At 30.8% G+C, this 17982-nt stretch carries 15 protein-coding genes; 8 read left to right on the top strand and 7 right to left on the bottom strand.

The window, feature by feature from the left end:
- Positions 1 to 87: 87 nt before the first annotated feature.
- From ACMCMH_RS08285 to fusA, 6 genes are all read left to right on the top strand, one after another.
- A complete protein-coding gene (locus ACMCMH_RS08285) occupies positions 88 to 885 on the top strand; it encodes a mechanosensitive ion channel family protein (protein ID WP_412724478.1) in 798 nt (265 codons plus the stop codon).
- A 7-nt stretch (positions 886 to 892) separates the two neighbouring features.
- Positions 893 to 2269, top strand: a complete 1377-nt coding sequence (gene argH / locus ACMCMH_RS08280) for an argininosuccinate lyase (protein ID WP_412724476.1) — start codon at positions 893 to 895, stop codon at positions 2267 to 2269.
- 85 nt (positions 2270 to 2354) lie between these two features.
- Positions 2355 to 3374 (top strand): recombinase RecA, encoded by a 1020-nt coding sequence (gene recA / locus ACMCMH_RS08275; RefSeq protein WP_412724474.1) that lies wholly within the window; start codon positions 2355 to 2357, stop codon positions 3372 to 3374.
- 184 nt (positions 3375 to 3558) lie between these two features.
- Complete coding sequence (rpsL, locus tag ACMCMH_RS08270) at positions 3559 to 3933, top strand: 30S ribosomal protein S12 (RefSeq protein ID WP_412724472.1); 375 nt, start codon at positions 3559 to 3561, stop codon at positions 3931 to 3933.
- A gap of 16 nt (positions 3934 to 3949) precedes the next feature.
- Positions 3950 to 4417: a 30S ribosomal protein S7 gene (rpsG, locus tag ACMCMH_RS08265; RefSeq protein ID WP_412724470.1), complete on the top strand. Its 468-nt coding sequence runs from the start codon at positions 3950 to 3952 to the stop codon at positions 4415 to 4417.
- A 145-nt stretch (positions 4418 to 4562) separates the two neighbouring features.
- Positions 4563 to 6677, top strand: a complete 2115-nt coding sequence (fusA, locus tag ACMCMH_RS08260; protein ID WP_412724468.1) for an elongation factor G — start codon at positions 4563 to 4565, stop codon at positions 6675 to 6677.
- 64 nt (positions 6678 to 6741) lie between these two features.
- Here fusA and ACMCMH_RS08255 read toward each other — a convergent pair whose 3' ends face one another.
- The 4 genes from ACMCMH_RS08255 to ACMCMH_RS08240 all read right to left on the bottom strand — a co-directional run bounded on the left by ACMCMH_RS08255 (position 6742) and on the right by ACMCMH_RS08240 (position 11093).
- Positions 6742 to 8238 carry a YifB family Mg chelatase-like AAA ATPase gene (locus tag ACMCMH_RS08255; protein WP_412724466.1) on the bottom strand — a complete coding sequence of 499 codons (1497 nt, stop codon included), beginning with the start codon at positions 8236 to 8238 and terminating at the stop codon, positions 6742 to 6744.
- An 80-nt stretch (positions 8239 to 8318) separates the two neighbouring features.
- Entirely contained in the window at positions 8319 to 9668 is a 1350-nt protein-coding gene (locus tag ACMCMH_RS08250; RefSeq protein ID WP_412724464.1) for an ATP-binding protein, read from the bottom strand.
- Positions 9658 to 10314 (bottom strand): response regulator transcription factor, encoded by a 657-nt coding sequence (locus ACMCMH_RS08245; RefSeq protein ID WP_412724462.1) that lies wholly within the window; start codon positions 10312 to 10314, stop codon positions 9658 to 9660. The genes ACMCMH_RS08250 and ACMCMH_RS08245 overlap by 11 nt, the downstream gene beginning before the upstream one ends.
- Before the next feature lie 8 nt (positions 10315 to 10322).
- A complete protein-coding gene (locus ACMCMH_RS08240) occupies positions 10323 to 11093 on the bottom strand; it encodes a UDP-N-acetylmuramate dehydrogenase (RefSeq protein WP_412724460.1) in 771 nt (256 codons plus the stop codon).
- Positions 11094 to 11247: 154 nt separating this feature from the next.
- On the opposite strand from ACMCMH_RS08240, the gene ACMCMH_RS08235 reads away from it, so the two are divergent.
- The gene (locus ACMCMH_RS08235; RefSeq protein ID WP_412724458.1) at positions 11248 to 12567 is read left to right on the top strand and encodes a tetratricopeptide repeat protein; all 1320 of its coding nucleotides are present in this window, start codon (positions 11248 to 11250) and stop codon (positions 12565 to 12567) included.
- 14 nt (positions 12568 to 12581) lie between these two features.
- Positions 12582 to 15134: a FecR domain-containing protein gene (locus ACMCMH_RS08230; RefSeq protein ID WP_412724456.1), complete on the top strand. Its 2553-nt coding sequence runs from the start codon at positions 12582 to 12584 to the stop codon at positions 15132 to 15134.
- A 76-nt stretch (positions 15135 to 15210) separates the two neighbouring features.
- On the opposite strand, the gene ACMCMH_RS08225 is transcribed toward ACMCMH_RS08230, so the two are convergent.
- The 3 genes from ACMCMH_RS08225 to ACMCMH_RS08215 all read right to left on the bottom strand — a co-directional run bounded on the left by ACMCMH_RS08225 (position 15211) and on the right by ACMCMH_RS08215 (position 17973).
- A complete protein-coding gene (locus ACMCMH_RS08225) occupies positions 15211 to 16227 on the bottom strand; it encodes a thioredoxin family protein (RefSeq protein WP_412724454.1) in 1017 nt (338 codons plus the stop codon).
- Between the two features lie 87 nt (positions 16228 to 16314).
- Positions 16315 to 17178 (bottom strand): menaquinone biosynthesis family protein, encoded by an 864-nt coding sequence (locus tag ACMCMH_RS08220; protein ID WP_412724452.1) that lies wholly within the window; start codon positions 17176 to 17178, stop codon positions 16315 to 16317.
- Positions 17179 to 17190: 12 nt separating this feature from the next.
- On the bottom strand, positions 17191 to 17973 hold the full coding sequence (locus ACMCMH_RS08215; RefSeq protein ID WP_412724450.1) for a hypothetical protein: 783 nt from the start codon (positions 17971 to 17973) through the stop codon (positions 17191 to 17193).
- Positions 17974 to 17982 lie beyond the last annotated feature (9 nt).

Here is a 17982-nt window from a genome sequence, read left to right as displayed (position 1 = left end):
GGGGTGGCGATTGCTGCCCCTTTTTTAATATAATATAAGTTATTAATTCTTATTTTTGTATAATCACACAAATCTAAAGGAAAACAAATGAACAACATCATTGAAACATTAGCACCTTATGCACTGAACTTCGTAATTGCTGTAATTATATTTATCATTGGTAAATATGCAGCCAAAATATTAACTTCACTTTTCAAAAAGTTTTTAGACAAATCTAATGTAAACGAAACATTAAAAGTATTTTTAGGAAATATAGTATACGGCTTATTACTCATTGTTGTAGTGTTATCAGCACTCAATCAATTAGGAATTCAAACAACATCGTTTGTAGCAATACTTGGTGCTATTGGTTTAGCAGTTGGTTTAGCATTTCAGGGGACACTTTCAAATATTAGTGCTGGGGTTATGATTGTTATTTTTAGACCTATTAATATTGGAGATTTTGTTGAAGCTGGAGGAGTAGCTGGTACAATCGAGGAGATTAACCTCTTTAATACAATTTTTAAAACTCCGGATAATAAAGTAATTATTGTATCAAACTCAAATATTATCGGAGGAAATATTATCAACTATTCAAAAAAAGATACAAGAAGAGTAGATTTTGTATTTGGCATTGGTTATGAAGATGATTTAAAATTAGCAAAAAATACACTTCTTGAAATTGTCAATGATGATAAAAGAGTATTACAAGATCCAGAACCTTTTGTAGCAGTAAAGGAGCTTGGTGATAGTAGTGTTAATTTTGTAGTAAGAGTTTGGGTAAAAAGTGAAGATTATTGGGGTGTACACTTTGATACGATGGAAAGAGTAAAATTAACATTTGATAACAAAGGTATTAGTATCCCTTATCCACAAATGGATATCCATACAAATAAAATACAATAGGAGATTTATGAGCAACCAACAAATACTAAAGAATACAAATGCACAACTATTAGACCAGTTTAATGCCTCAATTATGTTTGATAAAGAGCTATACAAACAAGATATACAAGGAAGTATCGCTCATAGTAAAATGCTTGCCCTACAAGAAATAATTACTATAGAAGATCAAGTGAAAATTGAAGCTGGATTATTAAGAATAAAGAGTGAAATTGAAGCTGGTGATTTTGAATGGAAAATTGAACATGAAGATGTTCATATGGCAATAGAGAGTAAACTAACAGAATATATTGGAGATGCTGCAGGAAGATTACACACAGCACGAAGTAGAAATGATCAAGTTGCAACTGACTTTACACTTTATGTACAAGATAAATCACTAACATTAAAAGATAAACTAAAAGTTTTAGTTAATACACTTGTAAATATTGCAGAAAAACATACAGAAACTTTAATCCCTGGTATGACACATCTTCAACACGCTCAACCGATAAATTTCGGATATCATCTTTTAGCTTATGCAAATATGTTCAAACGAGATTTTGAACGATTTGAAAGTTCTTATATCAGAAATAACAACTGTCCACTTGGAAGTGCTGCACTTGCTGGGACTCCGCATAATATTGACAGATTTAAAACAGCCGAATTTTTAGGTTTCGATTCTCCAACACAATCTGCACTTGATACAAGTAGTAACAGAGATTTTGCCTTAGAAATATTATTTAATATCTCAACTACTGTTATGCATATAAGTAGACTAAGTGAGGAGTTGATTTTATGGTCAAGTTATGAATTTGGATTTGTAAAAATGAGTGATGAATATGCAACTACAAGTTCAATTATGCCACAAAAGAAGAATCCAGATGTACCTGAACTTTTAAGAGGAAAAACAGGAAGAGTGTATGGAAATCTCATCAGTTTACTTACAGTAATGAAAGGTTTACCACTAGCATACAATAAAGATACTCAAGAAGATAAAGAGGGTGTTTTTGATAGTGTTCAAACCTGTGAAATCTCTTTAGATATTGTTACAGCAGTAATGGATACACTTATTATAAATGTAGATAAAATGGAAAAAGCTTGTAAGGTTGGTCATTTAAGTGCAACAGATTTAGCAGATTATTTAGTTCAAAAAGCAAACTTACCATTTAGAAAAGCATACTATATTACAAAAGATGTAGTAGCCACAGCAAACAAACTTAATAAAGATATGAGCGAATTAACGATTGAAGAGATTCGAAGTTCAAATGAAGAGATAAAAAATATTGATAACGAGATTTTAAGCTATTTAGATTTGAGAAATTCAATGAATGCACGAACATCATTTGGTGGAACAAGTACGCAAAGAACCAAAGAACAAATCAGCTATTTTAAAGATTGGTTATAAAAAGTATTGCATTTTGCAATACTTTTTACAGATTTTGAAAATAAACACTATAATTACACATAATTAAAACATTTGAGGAAAGAAAATGAATGATCAACAAAAAAACGCTTTAGACCTTGCTATAAAACAAATGGACAAAGCATTTGGTAAAGGTACACTAATAAGACTAGGAGATAAACCTGTTGTCGAAATGGAAGCAATTAGTACAGGTTCATTAGGCTTAGATTTAGCACTAGGAGTTGGAGGGATTCCACAAGGAAGAGTTATAGAAATTTATGGTCCTGAAAGTTCTGGTAAAACAACACTAACACTTCATGCAATTGCAGAGTGTCAAAAAGCAGGTGGAGTTTGTGCATTTATTGATGCAGAACATGCACTTGATACAGCATACGCAAAAAACCTTGGTGTTGATATTGATAACTTATTAGTATCACAACCTGATTATGGTGAACAAGCATTAGAGATACTCGAAACTCTTGTAAGAAGTGGAGCTGTTGATTTAATTGTTGTCGATTCTGTTGCTGCACTTACTCCAAAAGTTGAAATTGATGGAGATATGGATGATATGCAAGTTGGTGTTCAAGCAAGACTTATGTCAAAAGCTTTACGAAAAATAACAGGTATCATGCACAAAATGAATACTACCGTAGTTTTTATCAACCAAATTCGTATGAAAATTGGTATGACAGGATATGGTAGTCCAGAAACAACTACAGGTGGAAATGCCCTTAAGTTTTACTCTTCAGTGAGACTTGATATTAGAAGAATTGCTTCACTAAAACAAGCAGAAGAAGTTATTGGAAATAGAACCAAAGTAAAAGTTGTAAAAAATAAAGTAGCACCTCCTTTTAAAGTAGTTGAATTTGATATTATGTTTGGTTCAGGAATCAGTAAAATGGGTGAACTTATAGATTATGGTGTAAAAATGGATATCATTGATAAAGCTGGTGCTTGGTTTAGTTACAACGATTCAAAAATTGGTCAAGGAAAAGAAAACTCAAAACAATTTTTACTTGATAATCCTGAAATAGCAAATGATATAGAACAAAAAATATTATTAACAATGGGTATAGATACAAGTAAAAAAGAAGAAAATAAAAAGTAATTTTTATTTTCTTCATAAACATAAGATATATTAAGCCTACTTTGAGTATAATCCATAACTTTTTTCGAGAAACCGAATAATCCTTTTCGAGATTAGGTAGTATCTAAAGTAACTATTGTTACTTTTAAAAAGAGAAGCGTGAACTAAGCTTTATAGTTCAAACCAAATTATATAAAGGAATAAAATGCCTACAATTAATCAATTGATTAGAAAAGAGCGAAAGAAAGTGATTGAAAAATCAGGTTCTCCAGCACTTAACAAATGTCCACAAAGAAGAGGAGTATGTACAAGAGTATATACTACAACACCAAAAAAACCTAACTCGGCTTTAAGAAAAGTTGCAAAAGTTAGATTAACTACAGGATTTGAAGTTATTTCATACATTGGTGGTGAAGGTCACAACCTACAAGAACATAGTATTGTTCTAGTAAGAGGAGGTAAAATCAAAGATTTACCTGGTGTTAAATACCATATTGTTCGTGGTGCGTTAGATACAGCTGGTGTTGCAAACAGAACTGTTGCAAGATCTAAATATGGTACTAAGAAACCAAAGAAATAAGTAGAAGGATTAGAAAATGAGAAGAAGAAAAGCTCCAGTTAGAGAAGTAATGGCTGATCCTATCTACAATAGTAAATTGATCACAAAATTCATCAATGCAGTTATGTTAGATGGTAAAAAATCAATAGCTCAAAAAATTATGTATGGTGCAATTGCAAACCTTGATGCTAGAGGTGAAGAATCTGGTTTTGAGATTTTTGAAAGAGCAATTGAAAACATTAAACCACTTTTAGAAGTAAAATCTAGAAGAGTTGGTGGAGCAACATACCAAGTACCTGTAGAAGTTAGACCAGTAAGAAGACAAACTTTAGCACTTAGATGGATTGTTGATATTTCTAGAAAAAGAAATGAAAGAACATCTGTTGAAAGATTAGCTAACGAATTATTCGAAGCTGCAAATGAAAGAGGAAACTCATTCAAGAAAAAAGAAGATATGCATAAAATGGCTGAAGCAAATAAAGCTTTTGCTCATTATAGATGGTAGTCTTTATAGTTTTATAAACTATTCTTTAAAAAAAGGGGAAGTATTTATTTACTTCCCCTTTTTTATTTAACTATATTTAATATTTAAGTAAAAACTAGGTATAATCACAAAAATTTTGATAAATTAACGAAAAGGAACATATTAGATGGCAAGAAAAACACCACTAAACAGACTTAGAAATATTGGTATTGCAGCTCATATTGATGCTGGTAAAACAACAACTACAGAAAGAATTTTATTCTACACAGGTGTTGAACACAAAATTGGAGAAGTACACGACGGTGCTGCTACAATGGACTGGATGGAACAAGAGCAAGAAAGAGGTATTACAATTACATCTGCTGCTACAACTTGTAACTGGACTCACCCAAAAACAAATGAAGAACTTATGATTAACATCATTGATACTCCGGGCCATGTTGACTTCACTATTGAAGTTGAAAGATCTATGAGAGTTCTTGATGGTGCTGTTGCGGTATTCTGTTCAGTTGGTGGAGTTCAACCTCAATCTGAAACTGTTTGGAGACAAGCTAACAAATATAGAGTTCCAAGAATGATTTTTGTTAATAAAATGGATAGAACTGGTGCTGATTTCTTTAATGTTGAATCACAAGTTAATGAAAGATTAAAATCTAACGCTATCCCTATTCAAATACCTATTGGTTCTGAAGAAAACTTCCAAGGTGTTGTAGATTTAGTAGAGATGAAAGCTAAAATTTGGGATCTTGATGCTGCTATGGGTTCTAGTTACCATGTAGAAGATATTCCTGCTGAGTTACAAGATCAAGCTGAAGAATATAGAGAAAAAATGGTTGAAGCTGCTGCTGAAGCTGATGATGCTTTAATGGAAAAATACCTTGAAGAGGGTGAGTTATCTGAAGAAGAAATCATTGCGGGTCTTAAAAAAGGTTGTTTAAATATGACAATTACACCTATGACTTGTGGTACTGCATTTAAAAATAAAGGTGTACAAACTTTACTTGATGCTGTTGCTATGTATTTACCAGCTCCAACTGAAGTTGAAGATATTAAAGGTGAGACACAAGAAGGTGAGCCTGTAATTGTTGAATCAACAGATGAAGGTAAAGTAGCTGGATTAGCATTCAAAATTATGACAGATCCATTTGTTGGACAACTTACATTTACTAGAATTTATAGAGGAATTTTACAATCAGGTACATATGTAATGAACTCTACAAAAATGAAAAAAGAAAGAATTGGTAGACTTCTTAAAATGCACGCTGTTAAAAGAGAAGAAGTTAATGAATTATATGCTGGTGAAATTGGTGCTGTTGTTGGTCTTAAGACAACAATTACAGGTGATACACTTGCAGATGCAGAAGATCCAGTTATCTTAGAAAGAATGGATTTTCCAGAACCAGTTATCTCTGTTGCTGTTGAACCTAAAACAAAAGCTGACCAAGAAAAAATGGGTATTGCATTAGGTAAACTTGCAGCTGAAGATCCATCTTTTAAAGTTGAAACTGATGAAGAATCTGGTCAAACAATTATTTCAGGAATGGGTGAGTTACACCTTGAAATTCTTGTAGATAGAATGAAAAGAGAATTCTCTGTTGAAGCTGAAGTTGGTGCTCCACAAGTTGCATACAGAGAAACAATTAAAAATGCTGTTGACCAAGAGTACAAATATGCTAAACAATCTGGTGGTAAAGGTCAATATGGTCATGTTTATTTAAAAATTGAGCCAATGACAGCTGAAGAAACAAATGAAGAAGGTTTTGAATTTGTTAACGAAGTTAAAGGTGGAGCAATTCCAAAAGAGTATATTCCTGCAGTTGAAAAAGGTTGTAGAGAAACAATGCTTGGTGGGGTTTTAGCTGGATATCCATTAGTTGATATTAGAGTTACTTGTTATGATGGTTCTTACCATGATGTTGATTCATCTGAAATGGCATTTAAACTTGCTGCTTCTATGGGATTTAAAGCTGGTTGTAAACAAGCTACTGCACAAGCAGTTATATTAGAACCAATGATGAGAGTTGAAATCGAAACACCTGAAGATTACATGGGTGATGTTATTGGAGATTGTAACAAAAGAAGAGGACAGGTTCAGTCTATGGATGACAGAGCTGGTGTTAAACTAGTTGTTGCTTTAGTTCCATTATCTGAAATGTTCGGTTACTCTACAGACTTAAGATCTATGTCTCAAGGTAGAGCAACTTACTCAATGATTTTTGATCAGTACATGGAAGTTCCTAAAAATGTTGCTGAAGAAATTATGAAAAAGAGAAATGGTTAATATTTAACCTTTCTTAACTTTCTTTAAAAAGCTCTACTTCGGTAGGGCTTTTTTTATGTCTATTTTATCGTTTTCGATACCCTAATGCTTCTATGATATGAGAACTATCTATTTGCTCTTTATAATCTAAATCTGCAATAGTTCTTGCAACTTTTAATACTTTATTAATCGCTCGAAATGATAAAACAAATTTTTCAATAGAGATATCTAAAATATTTTGTGCATTGCCAGTAAGTTTGCAATATTTTTTTATATCTATATCGTTGAGTTTACCATTGAGTTCTTTTTGTCCTCTAAGTTTTTGTAGTTTAAATGCTTCTATTACTTTATGATGCATCTCTTGTGATGTTACATCACCAACATCCTCTTTTGTTACTTCGTTCATTGTTACATAAAGATCAATTCTATCCAAAAAAGGATCTGATATTTTATTTTTATATCTTTGGATTTCTAGCGAAGTACACCTACACTCTTTAGATTGCGCTAATAAATTCCCACATGGGCAAGGATTCATCGCACAAACAAAGAGAAATTTTGTAGGGTACTTTACCTTTGAATTAACTCTTGAAATAGAGATCTCATTATCTTCAAGTGGCTCTCTCATCGCTTCTAAAACAGTTTTAGCATAGTGTGGAAGTTCATCAAAAAATAAAATCCCATGATTTGACAAAGCAACCTCCCCTATTTGGGTGCCTCCTACAATTGAAGCTTTTGTTGAACTGTGATGTGGTGATATAAATGTTCTTTTGGGTTTGAAGCTAGGCTGTTTTAGCTGCAGTGATTCCATTTTTGCCATATCCAATATCTCTTCAAGATTCATAGGGGTTGCTATATCTTGTAATCTTTTTGCTATCATACTTTTTCCACAACCAGGGCTTCCCTCAAAGATTATATTATGATTTCCAGCTGCACTAATCAGTGCTGCTTTTTTAGCTAACTTCTGACCTTTTACTTCGTTAAAGTTACTTAAGTATTTTTTTGTAAAATAAAATTTCTCACCATTGATATTTATGTTTTCATATTCAAACATTTTATTTTCAACTTTATAACTTGACTTATCTTCTTTGTGAAAAAAATCTATCGCTTGATTTAAATTCTCTACCGCATAAATATTAACATTTGGAATCGTTGATATCTTTGATATAGATTCTTTAGGTATAAGCACATTTTTAATAACTCCTTGGCGTACTAAAGATAAAATTAATACAAAAATAGACTTTGTATCTTTTAAACTTCCATCAAGCCCAAGTTCTCCAAATACATAAAAATCATCAAGATTAAGTTCTGTTTCTTGCAATGCTATAAGTAATGCAATGGAGAGGTCGACTTGACTACCTTTTTTTGCAATTTCTGATGGGGAAAGATTAATTGTAATCCGTTTGGGTGGAAATTTGAACTCATTTGTTAGAAGTGCAGATTTTATTCTATCTTTTGATTCTTGTATTGCTGTATTTGCCATACCGCCTATACTAAAGTTCGGTAGCCCTTTTGTAAATGTTGATTCTACAGCAATACTTACAGCTTCAATTCCATCTAAGGAAGCACATTTTAACATTTTCATTTTTATTCCTTTTAAGTATAATAATGAATTGTATTATAAAAAATGTAAATTTATTTATTTCATTGCATTTTGTAATGATTTTATTTTGGTAAAACTACTTTAACGATTGTACCTTTCTTATTTTCTGATTCTATTTGTAACTCACCATTATGTAACTCAATACTATTCTTAACAATACTCAATCCCAAACCAAAGCCTTTGATTTTTTTGTTTCGTGATTCATCAATTCTATAAAATCTATTTTGAACTTTATCTAAATATTCTTTTTCCATCCCTATACCTTGATCTTTTATAATAAAGTTAATATGAGTATCTTGATAAAGAAAAATATCGATTTCTGTATTGGCTTGGGAATATTTAATAGCATTATCAATCAGGTTTGAGAAAATAGTTTGTATCAAAATTGGGTTTGCTTTTACACAAATAGCTTCAAATTCTTTAATATTTAAATGTATCTCTCTATTTTTAAGTTGTGTATGAAATTTTTCAATGGTACTTAATAGTATAGCATCAAGACAAACTTCTTGAAAAGTTTGTTTTACATTTTCTTTTGTGTATTTGGTAAGAAGTAAAAGATTATCTACAATAGATTGTATTTGATTTGTTTCATTTTCAATTGTTTTGAGGCTCTTCTCATAATATGATTGTTCTCTATTTTTATTAAGCGTTATCTCTATTTCACTTCGTATGACCGTCAGTGGTGTTTTTAACTCATGAGAAACATCACTATTAAACTGCTCTAAAATTTGTACACCATCTTTTAGTCTTTTGATCATTAGATTAAAAGAATCTACTAAATCTTTTATCTCATCATCATATTTAGGTTGTGGTATCTCTGATGCAAAATCTGTCACATAAATTCTATTTGCTGTTTTGGTGATTTTATTGATTGATTGGAGTATTTTATCTGCTATTTTACTCGCTAAAAACATCAGTAGCAACAATAAAATAGGTTCTAAAAAAAAGAGTATCTCTTTTATCTCATCAAGTTTAGAACTGATTTGATCATCAAATCCTCTTTCATAAAATAAGATTGCTCCTTTATAAGGTTCATTTATTCTAAAAATATATAAACCATCAAGCTTACCATCTCGTCTAAATACAAAAAAAGATTTGTCTTCTTTAACATACTTTATCAAGGATTTAAAAAAGGTATTCTCTTTTTTAAATTGTACTTTATCCTCTTTGAGTATCGCAATTTCAAAAGATGCTAACTCTTTATTTTTTAACAATTCTGAAATAGGCACATTTGATAAGATTTGATTATTGATAAACACAGCTTTATGGTAAAGATTATTTTGAATAGATAACTTTGTATTTTGCTCTAGAAAATAGTATAAAACAAAATTAAAAATCATCAAAAGAAGAATAGTACTACTTCCAAAATAAAAAAGTATTTTTGTTTTAATACTTTTAAATCTAAAATTCAACTTTGTACCCTAATCCTCGTGAACTTTTGATAAAATCTTTCCCAAGTTTTCTTCTAAGATTGTATATAGTCACTTGTATTACATTACTATTTATATACTCTTCATTGTTCCATAGTTGCTCTTCAATAAGTGGTATTGATACTAAAGTATTTTTATTTTTGATAAGAAACAAAAGAAGCTCATACTCTTTTTGTGTAAAAATAATCTCTTTATTATTTTGTGATATTCTTTTACTGTCTATATCTATTTGTATATCTTTTACTTGTAATATATTTGAAGTTAAAGAGAGTGTCCTTCGATACAAAACATTTACTCTTGCCAATAACTCTTTAAAACTAAATGGCTTACTCAAATAATCATCCGCACCACAAGTCAAACCTTTTACCTTGTCATCTATATCATCTTTTGCTGTGAGCATAATAATAGGAGTTCTAACATCTTTTTCTCTTAAAGTTTCTATCACTTCTATACCATTTTTAATAGGCATCATCCAGTCTATCAAAATAACATCATAACTATTTGTTAAAGCTAAGTACTCACCATCTTCACCATCACTCGCACTATCAATAATATAATTTTCCTCTTCAAAACCTCGTTTTAAAACAGCTAATATATTTTCATCATCTTCTATAATTAAAATTTTCATCTACACACCTATACAATCTCTATTTCTAATTCAAGCTCGATATCAAATTTCTCTTTAACTTTTTTTTGAGCTAACTGAATCAGTGACATCGCCTCTTCAAAACTCCCCCCATTTAAGTTCACTAAAAAATTCGCATGCTCACTACTAAATGACATATTTCCTATTTTGTAGCCTTTTAATCCTACATTTTCTATAAGATAGCCTGCACTATACTCTTTTGGATTTTTGAAGCAACTCCCTGCACTTGGTAGATTTGGTTGATTATCTCTCATTGTGTTAAAAAGTTTTTGTTGCTCTTTATTGTATCCCTTTTCGATGTAAAATCGAACCTCATAGATGATACCATCTATTTTAGTATGACGGTAAGAATACTCAATATTATCTTTTAAAACAATACCTTTATATGTCTTGATAGAGTGCAAATAATTAAAAATTTCCCATTTTTTTAATCCTGCATTCATCTTTACCAATCCACCCAGATTTCCTGGTAGTTTTGCTAAAAGTTCAAAATGTGCAATATCGTTTTTTTTACAATATCTCAATAATTTTCCACTAGTCGTAGCCGCACCTACAACTAAAAAACCATTTTCCTCTTTAATATAATCAAAATTTTCACCTAAAACTGCTAATGGTGGAGGGGTGTTTGAAACAAGAGTATTATTTCCTCTTCCTAGAATTTTATATTTAGAATACTCACCAACCTCTTCTATAACTTTTACCTCGTGTGTAGAACCTATATGAATTGATGTATATTTTTTAAAATCTATTGTTTTTATCATTTTTTATTATATCATTTCTTTGTTTCAACATAACCTATTGTATAGTTTTTATTATTGGTTAATATCAATAAGTAAATAATTTATTTAAATATAAATTTATTTTAAGTATAATAAGCTTAATTAACAATATAATATAAAACCAAAGGAAAACAGAGTGAAAAGAACCCTTCCACTACTTTGTACTTGTATATTTGGTATGAATTTTGCTTATGCACAAGCTGACTTATCGCAAAATACAGTAACCAAATCACAAGAATACAACGAAGCATATCTACTATTTACACAAAAAAACTACCAAAAAGCACTACCATTATTTGATACACTTGTCAACAAATATCCCCAAAATGAAAAAATAAATTTTTATTATGCTAGAACTGCTTTTGAACTCAAAAACTACGAATTTGCTTTTACAGCGTATGATAGAATTTTGATTTCCAATCCTACAAATCATAGAGTAAGACTTGAACTAGCAAGAACACTTTTTATGATGAAATCTTACAAACAAGCAAAAAAAGAGTTTGAAGCTGTTTTAATATCTCCTATTCCTCCAGCTGTTAGAGCAAATGTCAAAAAATTTATAGCAGCTATTGAAGATAAAGAAAAAACCTATGTACTTAACAAAGTAGCAATTTTTGGTTTTGGATGGGATGATAATGTTGATAACAATATAGATGATGTATCTTCAAATAGTCCAACACCTAAGCACGATACAAACTTCAAAGCAATTTTAGTAGGAAACCTCATAGTACCAAATAAAAAAGACAATACTCTTACATGGGAAACAACAGCTATAGGATACATGCAAGAACAAAGCCGATACAAAGATAGTAACATACAATTAGCTTCATTTACAACAGGGGTAGCAAGAAGTAATAAAAAGATCAAAAATCTTATGTCTTTAACTTATGATCATATTTGGTATGGGGGAAGTCAACTCTTGTATATATATGGAGTAAGTGATAAACTTCAATATAAAATCAACAAACAAAATACACTGCAATTTGATATGAAATTTAAAAAGAAAAAATTTTCAGATGTAGATGATCAGATTAAAAACTCACACACAGCAGAACTAGCACTACAATACACTAAAAGCTTTGAAAATAAAAAAGATAAAATTATCTTAACAACTTCACATATAACAGAAAAAAGAGATATGGAACAAGATAACTTAAATGCAAATATCAGTAAAGACACCACAAAATACAAAATATCTTTCAATAAAAACTTTCTAAAAGACTATGACTTTACAATAGGATATCAAACTGAAATATATCATTATAAAGAAAAACTTTCATTTGCACCAGAACTAAGAAAAGATCATAAAAAAACTTTTACATCAAAACTAAGTTATACTTTGGACAAAAAACAGATGATAGCTTTAGAGTATATAAATGTGAACAATAAAACAAACGATGAAAACTATTTATACAAAAAACAAAGTGTAAACCTAAACTACACTATACTATTTTAAAGAAAGGATAAAAGATGAAAATTATATTACTAAGTTTACTACTTTTTGTATCGACACTTTTTGGAAATGTAGGTAAAATCACCGCATTGAGTGGTGATGTTTCACTTACAAGAGATTCAAAAAATATAGTAGCAAAAATTGGAACTATCATCAATGAAAAAGATCTTATTTCTACAGCAAAAAATGCTAGAGCACAAATTGTTTTTACAGATAAGACTATCATATCTTTAGGGAAAAATTCTACTTTTGATGTAGAAGAATATTTTTTCGATGAGCAAAAACCAGCTAAAACAAAAGCATCTTTTAAAGTTGCAAAAGGGGTATTTAAATCTATTACTGGAAGAATAGGTAAAATAAACCCTTCAAAATTTAAACTCAAAACAAAATCAGCATCGATAGGGATTCGTGGAACTGTATTTTTTGGTGAGATTGCAGATGGAAAACCTGACACAATTGCGTGTACATCGGGTGCTATTGTTGTAGAAACTCCTGATGGTATAGTAGAAGTACTTGCGGGTCAACTCACTTCTGTTGAAATAGGAAAAGCACCTACTCCACCAGCAACTATTCCACCAGCTAAAGCAAAAAAACTAGAGCAAAGTTCTGGTGCAGATAAAAATCAACAAGACTCAGGAGAGGGTCAAGGTACAGCACCTACAAAAGCTCCAGCTTCAAAACCAAGTATAGCCGTACCAAATGCACTATCAGAAGCTGTAGGAACAGCAAAAGATGCAAAAAACTCAAAAGAAGATAGTAAAAAACAAGATGAAACTTTAAAAAATGCAGATTCAGATAGTACAAATTCTGGCATAGATACACCTGATCCTGACAATACTGATGGCAACACACCTGACCCTAACAATCCAGATAATACTGGAGGAAACACACCTAATCCTGACACTACAACTAAAAACTATAAAGTTTGGGGTTCGAGTAGCTACCGTAATAATCAAGGATTAACGATCAATCCAAATAACGGTGAGGCATACTATGGTGCAATAGAAAACCAAAATGGTATTTCATACTCTTTTGCAAAAATGGAAAATGGTTTCTATAGTGCAAAGATAAAACTCTATTCTTTTAACCCTGATGGAACTAGAAAAAATAATCCTTCGAGTACAATAAAAACTATTCCGAGTTTTGAACTAACTTCTTCTACAAATACTTACAATGGATTTTCTCGTATCTATACTTATTCCAATCCTATCTACACTAGTCTTGCAGGAGATGAAGTAACATTAAATGAAAATATATATGTAGATAGTTTACAAGAGTTTTTTATCTATTCTAAAAGTTATGATGAGATAAATGTTGATTACGAATTTAGACAAAAAAGTGTTATGGGGATCGCTTCAGTATTTGATGAACTTCCAACAGATGGTATAGACTTGTATATCGACCCTGAGATAGCAGATTCATCGTATGAAAGTGACCAAGTTTTTCTTGCCCCTACAGCAATAAACTGGAAAAATAAAAACTTATTAAGTTATGAGATATACAACGGTGGTCTTTATATAGGGATAGGTAAAATTTCTAAAAACAATATAGATGGTACAGCTGATTTAGATTTTAATTTTTATGAAACTAAAAATGACTTTAGTGAAAAACTCACCTCTACAAATAGCGATATGAAAATTTTCGGATCAGAACATCAAGGATGGGGTGGAACAATTTTTGTTCAAGACAGTGCTGGTGACAAAAGTCAAATGACACATGGAGAATATAAAATTGCTTCTAACTATACAAATAGTAATTTAGAAAATTTAAAAATGCCAAATATAGAAAACAGAACATCTACAGGACAAACCACACTCAAAGGATTTGCAGTAGGTAATAGTGATATAAATACAATTGAACTTACGATAAATAGAACAAATACCATAAGTGGTAGTATCACAAATACTAACAATGAGTATATAAATATTCAGTTTAATGGTTTATTGGGACAAAATGCTGGATATATCACAGATGATTATTTTGCCACACTAGGATTTAGTGGGAAAATCAATTCACAAGCTTCAAATATAGATGACGGTTGGTTGATAGCTTTAGATAGTGGAAATGTAGGTGATGCGACAGTTGATGATGGTATTAGTTGGGGTCTATGGGGTATAGATGCAGATGGAGCTGGTGTATCAAATGATGTAATAACATCTGCTTGGGTTGCAGCACAAGATTTAGTTCAGGACATCTCATCATTGGCAAATACTGGTGTTGTAAGCTATGCAGGACAAGCACTAGGGACAATAACAGATATGAACAATAATCTCACAACACTCATTGATCCAACAATATCAACTATGAATTTATCTTTTGATTTTGATACAGGCGATTTAACAGCAAGCCTCAATGCAAATGATGGGGACTTTGTACACTCAATAACAGGCTCTTCAGATATTTTAAACAATAACTCTTCTGTGTACACTATGTCTGGAGAAAACCAATCTGTAATGGGTTCTATTACAGGTAGTTTTTATAAAGAGGGAGCTGTAACAATAGGTAGCTTTGATTTTGAAGAAATTGGAACTTACAGAAAAGCAGTAGGTGTTTATAAAGCAGCTAAATAAGAAATACAATAATCAATAAAAAAGGTTGAGATGTTTTATCTCAACCTTTTTTTATGTTTTTACAATTGTATAAATGTTATTTATCAGATATATCTATATCTATTCCCTTTTCCAAAAGTTCTTTTTGTCTAGGTTTTAGATACTCTAAATATGACTTGTAGTGTGTATACTCTTTTGCACTTACATATCGAAATAGTTCTTTAAAATGAAAACTATATAAAAGAGAATCGACTCTAGCTTGCTCTTTTTTATCATTGAAAAGTAGTATACCTGGTCTATAGTCAAGTAACAATTCATTAGCCCATGCTTTAGGAGTAGTTTCTTTTCCATTTGGAGTGATAATTTTTTCGGTCGAGTCTGCATTGTATCTTACAACTGTATACTTAGCCATCTCTTTAATTACATCTTTGTTTTTTAATGTAGTATTATGTAAATAATCACACTGCGTACAACTACCATCTTCAAATAAAACAGCTAGTGGACCATCAATAGTTGATAGGTCTGTAAGTTTTTTGAATGTTTTATTTTCTTGTAAATTGTAGAGTGTTTTATTTTTTACTTTTGCTAAATATTCAGTAAGAGTCATTTTTTTATACTCTTTATTTTTTGCAAAATCTAAAATATTTTTAAAGTTTTCTGCTGATCTATAGCCATTTACTTTCACAACTATTTTACCATTTTCATCAAATATCAAAATAGTAGGAGTGATTTGAATATTGAGATGCTTTGCATACTCCATCTCTGTAAGCGTAGTATCATCTGGAAGAGTTACCTCTTTGTTTCCTCTAATATCAACGCCAACAACATCAAAGTTTTTTTGAATATATGGTTGGAGTTTTGCACCTGTTACAAAACTATCATTTAACATTTTTGTACAATATGGACAAAACTTCAAAGTCATAAACATCATCAAATGTTTATTTTCTTCTGTTGCTTCTTCAACATCTTCATTGATGTCCATAAAACTTTGTTTAAACCACTCAGGCATAGAGTGTGCTGAGCCACCTGTAAACTTCCCTTGTGCTGCTTGGGCTTGTGTCAAACCACCTACAACACAAAATAAAAGATACAATAGTACTAAACTTTTTTTCATACTTTTCCTTTAAATTAAAATTCAAAGATGAGTATATAATAATAGAGTTAAAAAATACTAAATAATCTAGAGTAAAAAAGATGAGTATTAAGAGTTGCGTAACTCTTTATACTCAGAAGGGATAAGGTAGTTTTGAGATTTGACAATCTCATCATAAAAACCATGCTCGAAACCTAAACTATATAACTTATCTAAAGCTTGATATTGTAAAGGGCTTAATTCTATTGAATTATCATTTGCATAGAGGTCTAAATATGTTTGTAGAGTATCATGATCAACACGAATCAAATCTCTCTCTAAAAGCATTTTTGAAAGAAGTAGTTTGTTATCATTGGCTACTTTTACTGCTTTTATAAGTGTGTTTTCATACTCTATTGCTTTGTTTAAAGGGATACTTCTTCGTAAACACATTCCCCCTAAAGGTAGAGGTAACTCTTTTCCTGCTAACTCTTGCCAAATATCCCAAAGTTCAGCTTCCACTTCTAAACGATCATCATAAGTCAAAATTGATTCATGTATTAAAACACCAGCATCAACAACACCATCAAGAACAGCTTGTTCTATCTCTAAAAAGTTCATATATGTTATACGAGCATCAGGGTATTTGATTTTGAATAACAACGCATTTGTAGTGTACTTTCCACTCAATGCAACTTTAAAATTCTTTTTAAGTTTTGTATCTTTGAGTTTTACGATTTTAGGACCATAACCCTCACCAAAACTTACAGCTGTTTTCAAAAGTGCAAAATCTTTTTTCACAAAAGGGTACAGTGCAAAACTAATCGCACAAATATCATACTCTCCTCTAAGAGTCGCTTGGTTGAGTGTTTCTATATCTAAAGCAATATTGTCAAACTCTGTATCTTGTAAAGTTACCCAGCCAAATTTGATAGCGTAGTACATAAAAATGTCATCTGCATCTGGTGAGTGAGCTACTAAAATTTTATCCATTTCTTTCCTTCATTAAAATTTATATTTCAAACTGATATAAGCATAGCTGTTTTTTGTTTCACTCGAAGGCTCATAATGACCATTGATGATATTTGACTTCTCAATATCCCAGCTATCATAAATATAATGCGCAATTATATCCCAACTTTCATTTACTTTATATCCTAAAGGTATATCTATCTTATACCCCTTTGTATCACCCAAATCAAAATCAAGTCCACCATTTAAATGTGCATACATTTTTGGTTGATATGCTTTTTGATATGATATATCTGCTCCCATATAGAAGTTTTTATCATACCACTTCCAACTAAGTCCAACTTCATAATAAGGCCATTCATAAGTTTCTAAGTAACCAGCTGAACCTAAAATATCTCTATCCCAATATCTATAACCTAATCCAAAAAACATACCTAACTCATAGTTTTCTATTTTATTGATAGCTTTATATCGTAAATGTCCTTGATGAAGATAATTATCTGTTATAGTTTGATGTGGAGTTCCATCTTGTAACGAACCATCATAATCTGTAGTATTGAGATGAAAACTATAATATAATTCAAGGTATTGAGTATATTTTATATCTTCATCTTTTACTACACCTAAATTATGTTCATATTTTACAAAACCACCATCTAAGTCATACTTACTATTTGTTTCACTATCTAACCAAGTGCCATCTTCTTTATACTCATTATAGTCAAACTTCAAACTTCCTAGTCCCACTTCTAAAGAAGAAGCTTGAAGAGTACTGATACCTAAAGCCAAAATTGACCCTACTAAAAATTTTTTCATATTTTACCC

Origin of the sequence: Arcobacter sp. 15-2, assembly GCF_047159865.1 — a bacterium.
Lineage (GTDB): Bacteria > Campylobacterota > Campylobacteria > Campylobacterales > Arcobacteraceae > JAIOSF01.
Note: the sequence above shows the minus strand (reverse complement) of the source record. Positions and strands in the feature narration are given on the sequence as shown.

Bases quoted from the DNA above. Each gene is read 5' to 3' on its own strand.
- fusA (WP_412724468.1), top strand. From the start codon at position 4,563: ATGGCAAGAAAAACACCACTAAACAGACTTAGAAATATTGGTATTGCA.
- ACMCMH_RS08230 (WP_412724456.1), top strand. From the start codon at position 12,582: ATGAAAATTATATTACTAAGTTTACTACTTTTTGTATCGACACTTTTT.
- rpsG (WP_412724470.1), top strand. From the start codon at position 3,950: ATGAGAAGAAGAAAAGCTCCAGTTAGAGAAGTAATGGCTGATCCTATC.
- ACMCMH_RS08225 (WP_412724454.1), bottom strand. From the start codon at position 16,227: ATGAAAAAAAGTTTAGTACTATTGTATCTTTTATTTTGTGTTGTAGGT.
- rpsL (WP_412724472.1), top strand. From the start codon at position 3,559: ATGCCTACAATTAATCAATTGATTAGAAAAGAGCGAAAGAAAGTGATT.
- ACMCMH_RS08245 (WP_412724462.1), bottom strand. From the start codon at position 10,314: ATGAAAATTTTAATTATAGAAGATGATGAAAATATATTAGCTGTTTTA.
- ACMCMH_RS08285 (WP_412724478.1), top strand. From the start codon at position 88: ATGAACAACATCATTGAAACATTAGCACCTTATGCACTGAACTTCGTA.
- ACMCMH_RS08215 (WP_412724450.1), bottom strand. From the start codon at position 17,973: ATGAAAAAATTTTTAGTAGGGTCAATTTTGGCTTTAGGTATCAGTACT.
- argH (WP_412724476.1), top strand. From the start codon at position 893: ATGAGCAACCAACAAATACTAAAGAATACAAATGCACAACTATTAGAC.
- ACMCMH_RS08220 (WP_412724452.1), bottom strand. From the start codon at position 17,178: ATGGATAAAATTTTAGTAGCTCACTCACCAGATGCAGATGACATTTTT.
- recA (WP_412724474.1), top strand. From the start codon at position 2,355: ATGAATGATCAACAAAAAAACGCTTTAGACCTTGCTATAAAACAAATG.
- ACMCMH_RS08240 (WP_412724460.1), bottom strand. From the start codon at position 11,093: ATGATAAAAACAATAGATTTTAAAAAATATACATCAATTCATATAGGT.
- ACMCMH_RS08255 (WP_412724466.1), bottom strand. From the start codon at position 8,238: ATGAAAATGTTAAAATGTGCTTCCTTAGATGGAATTGAAGCTGTAAGT.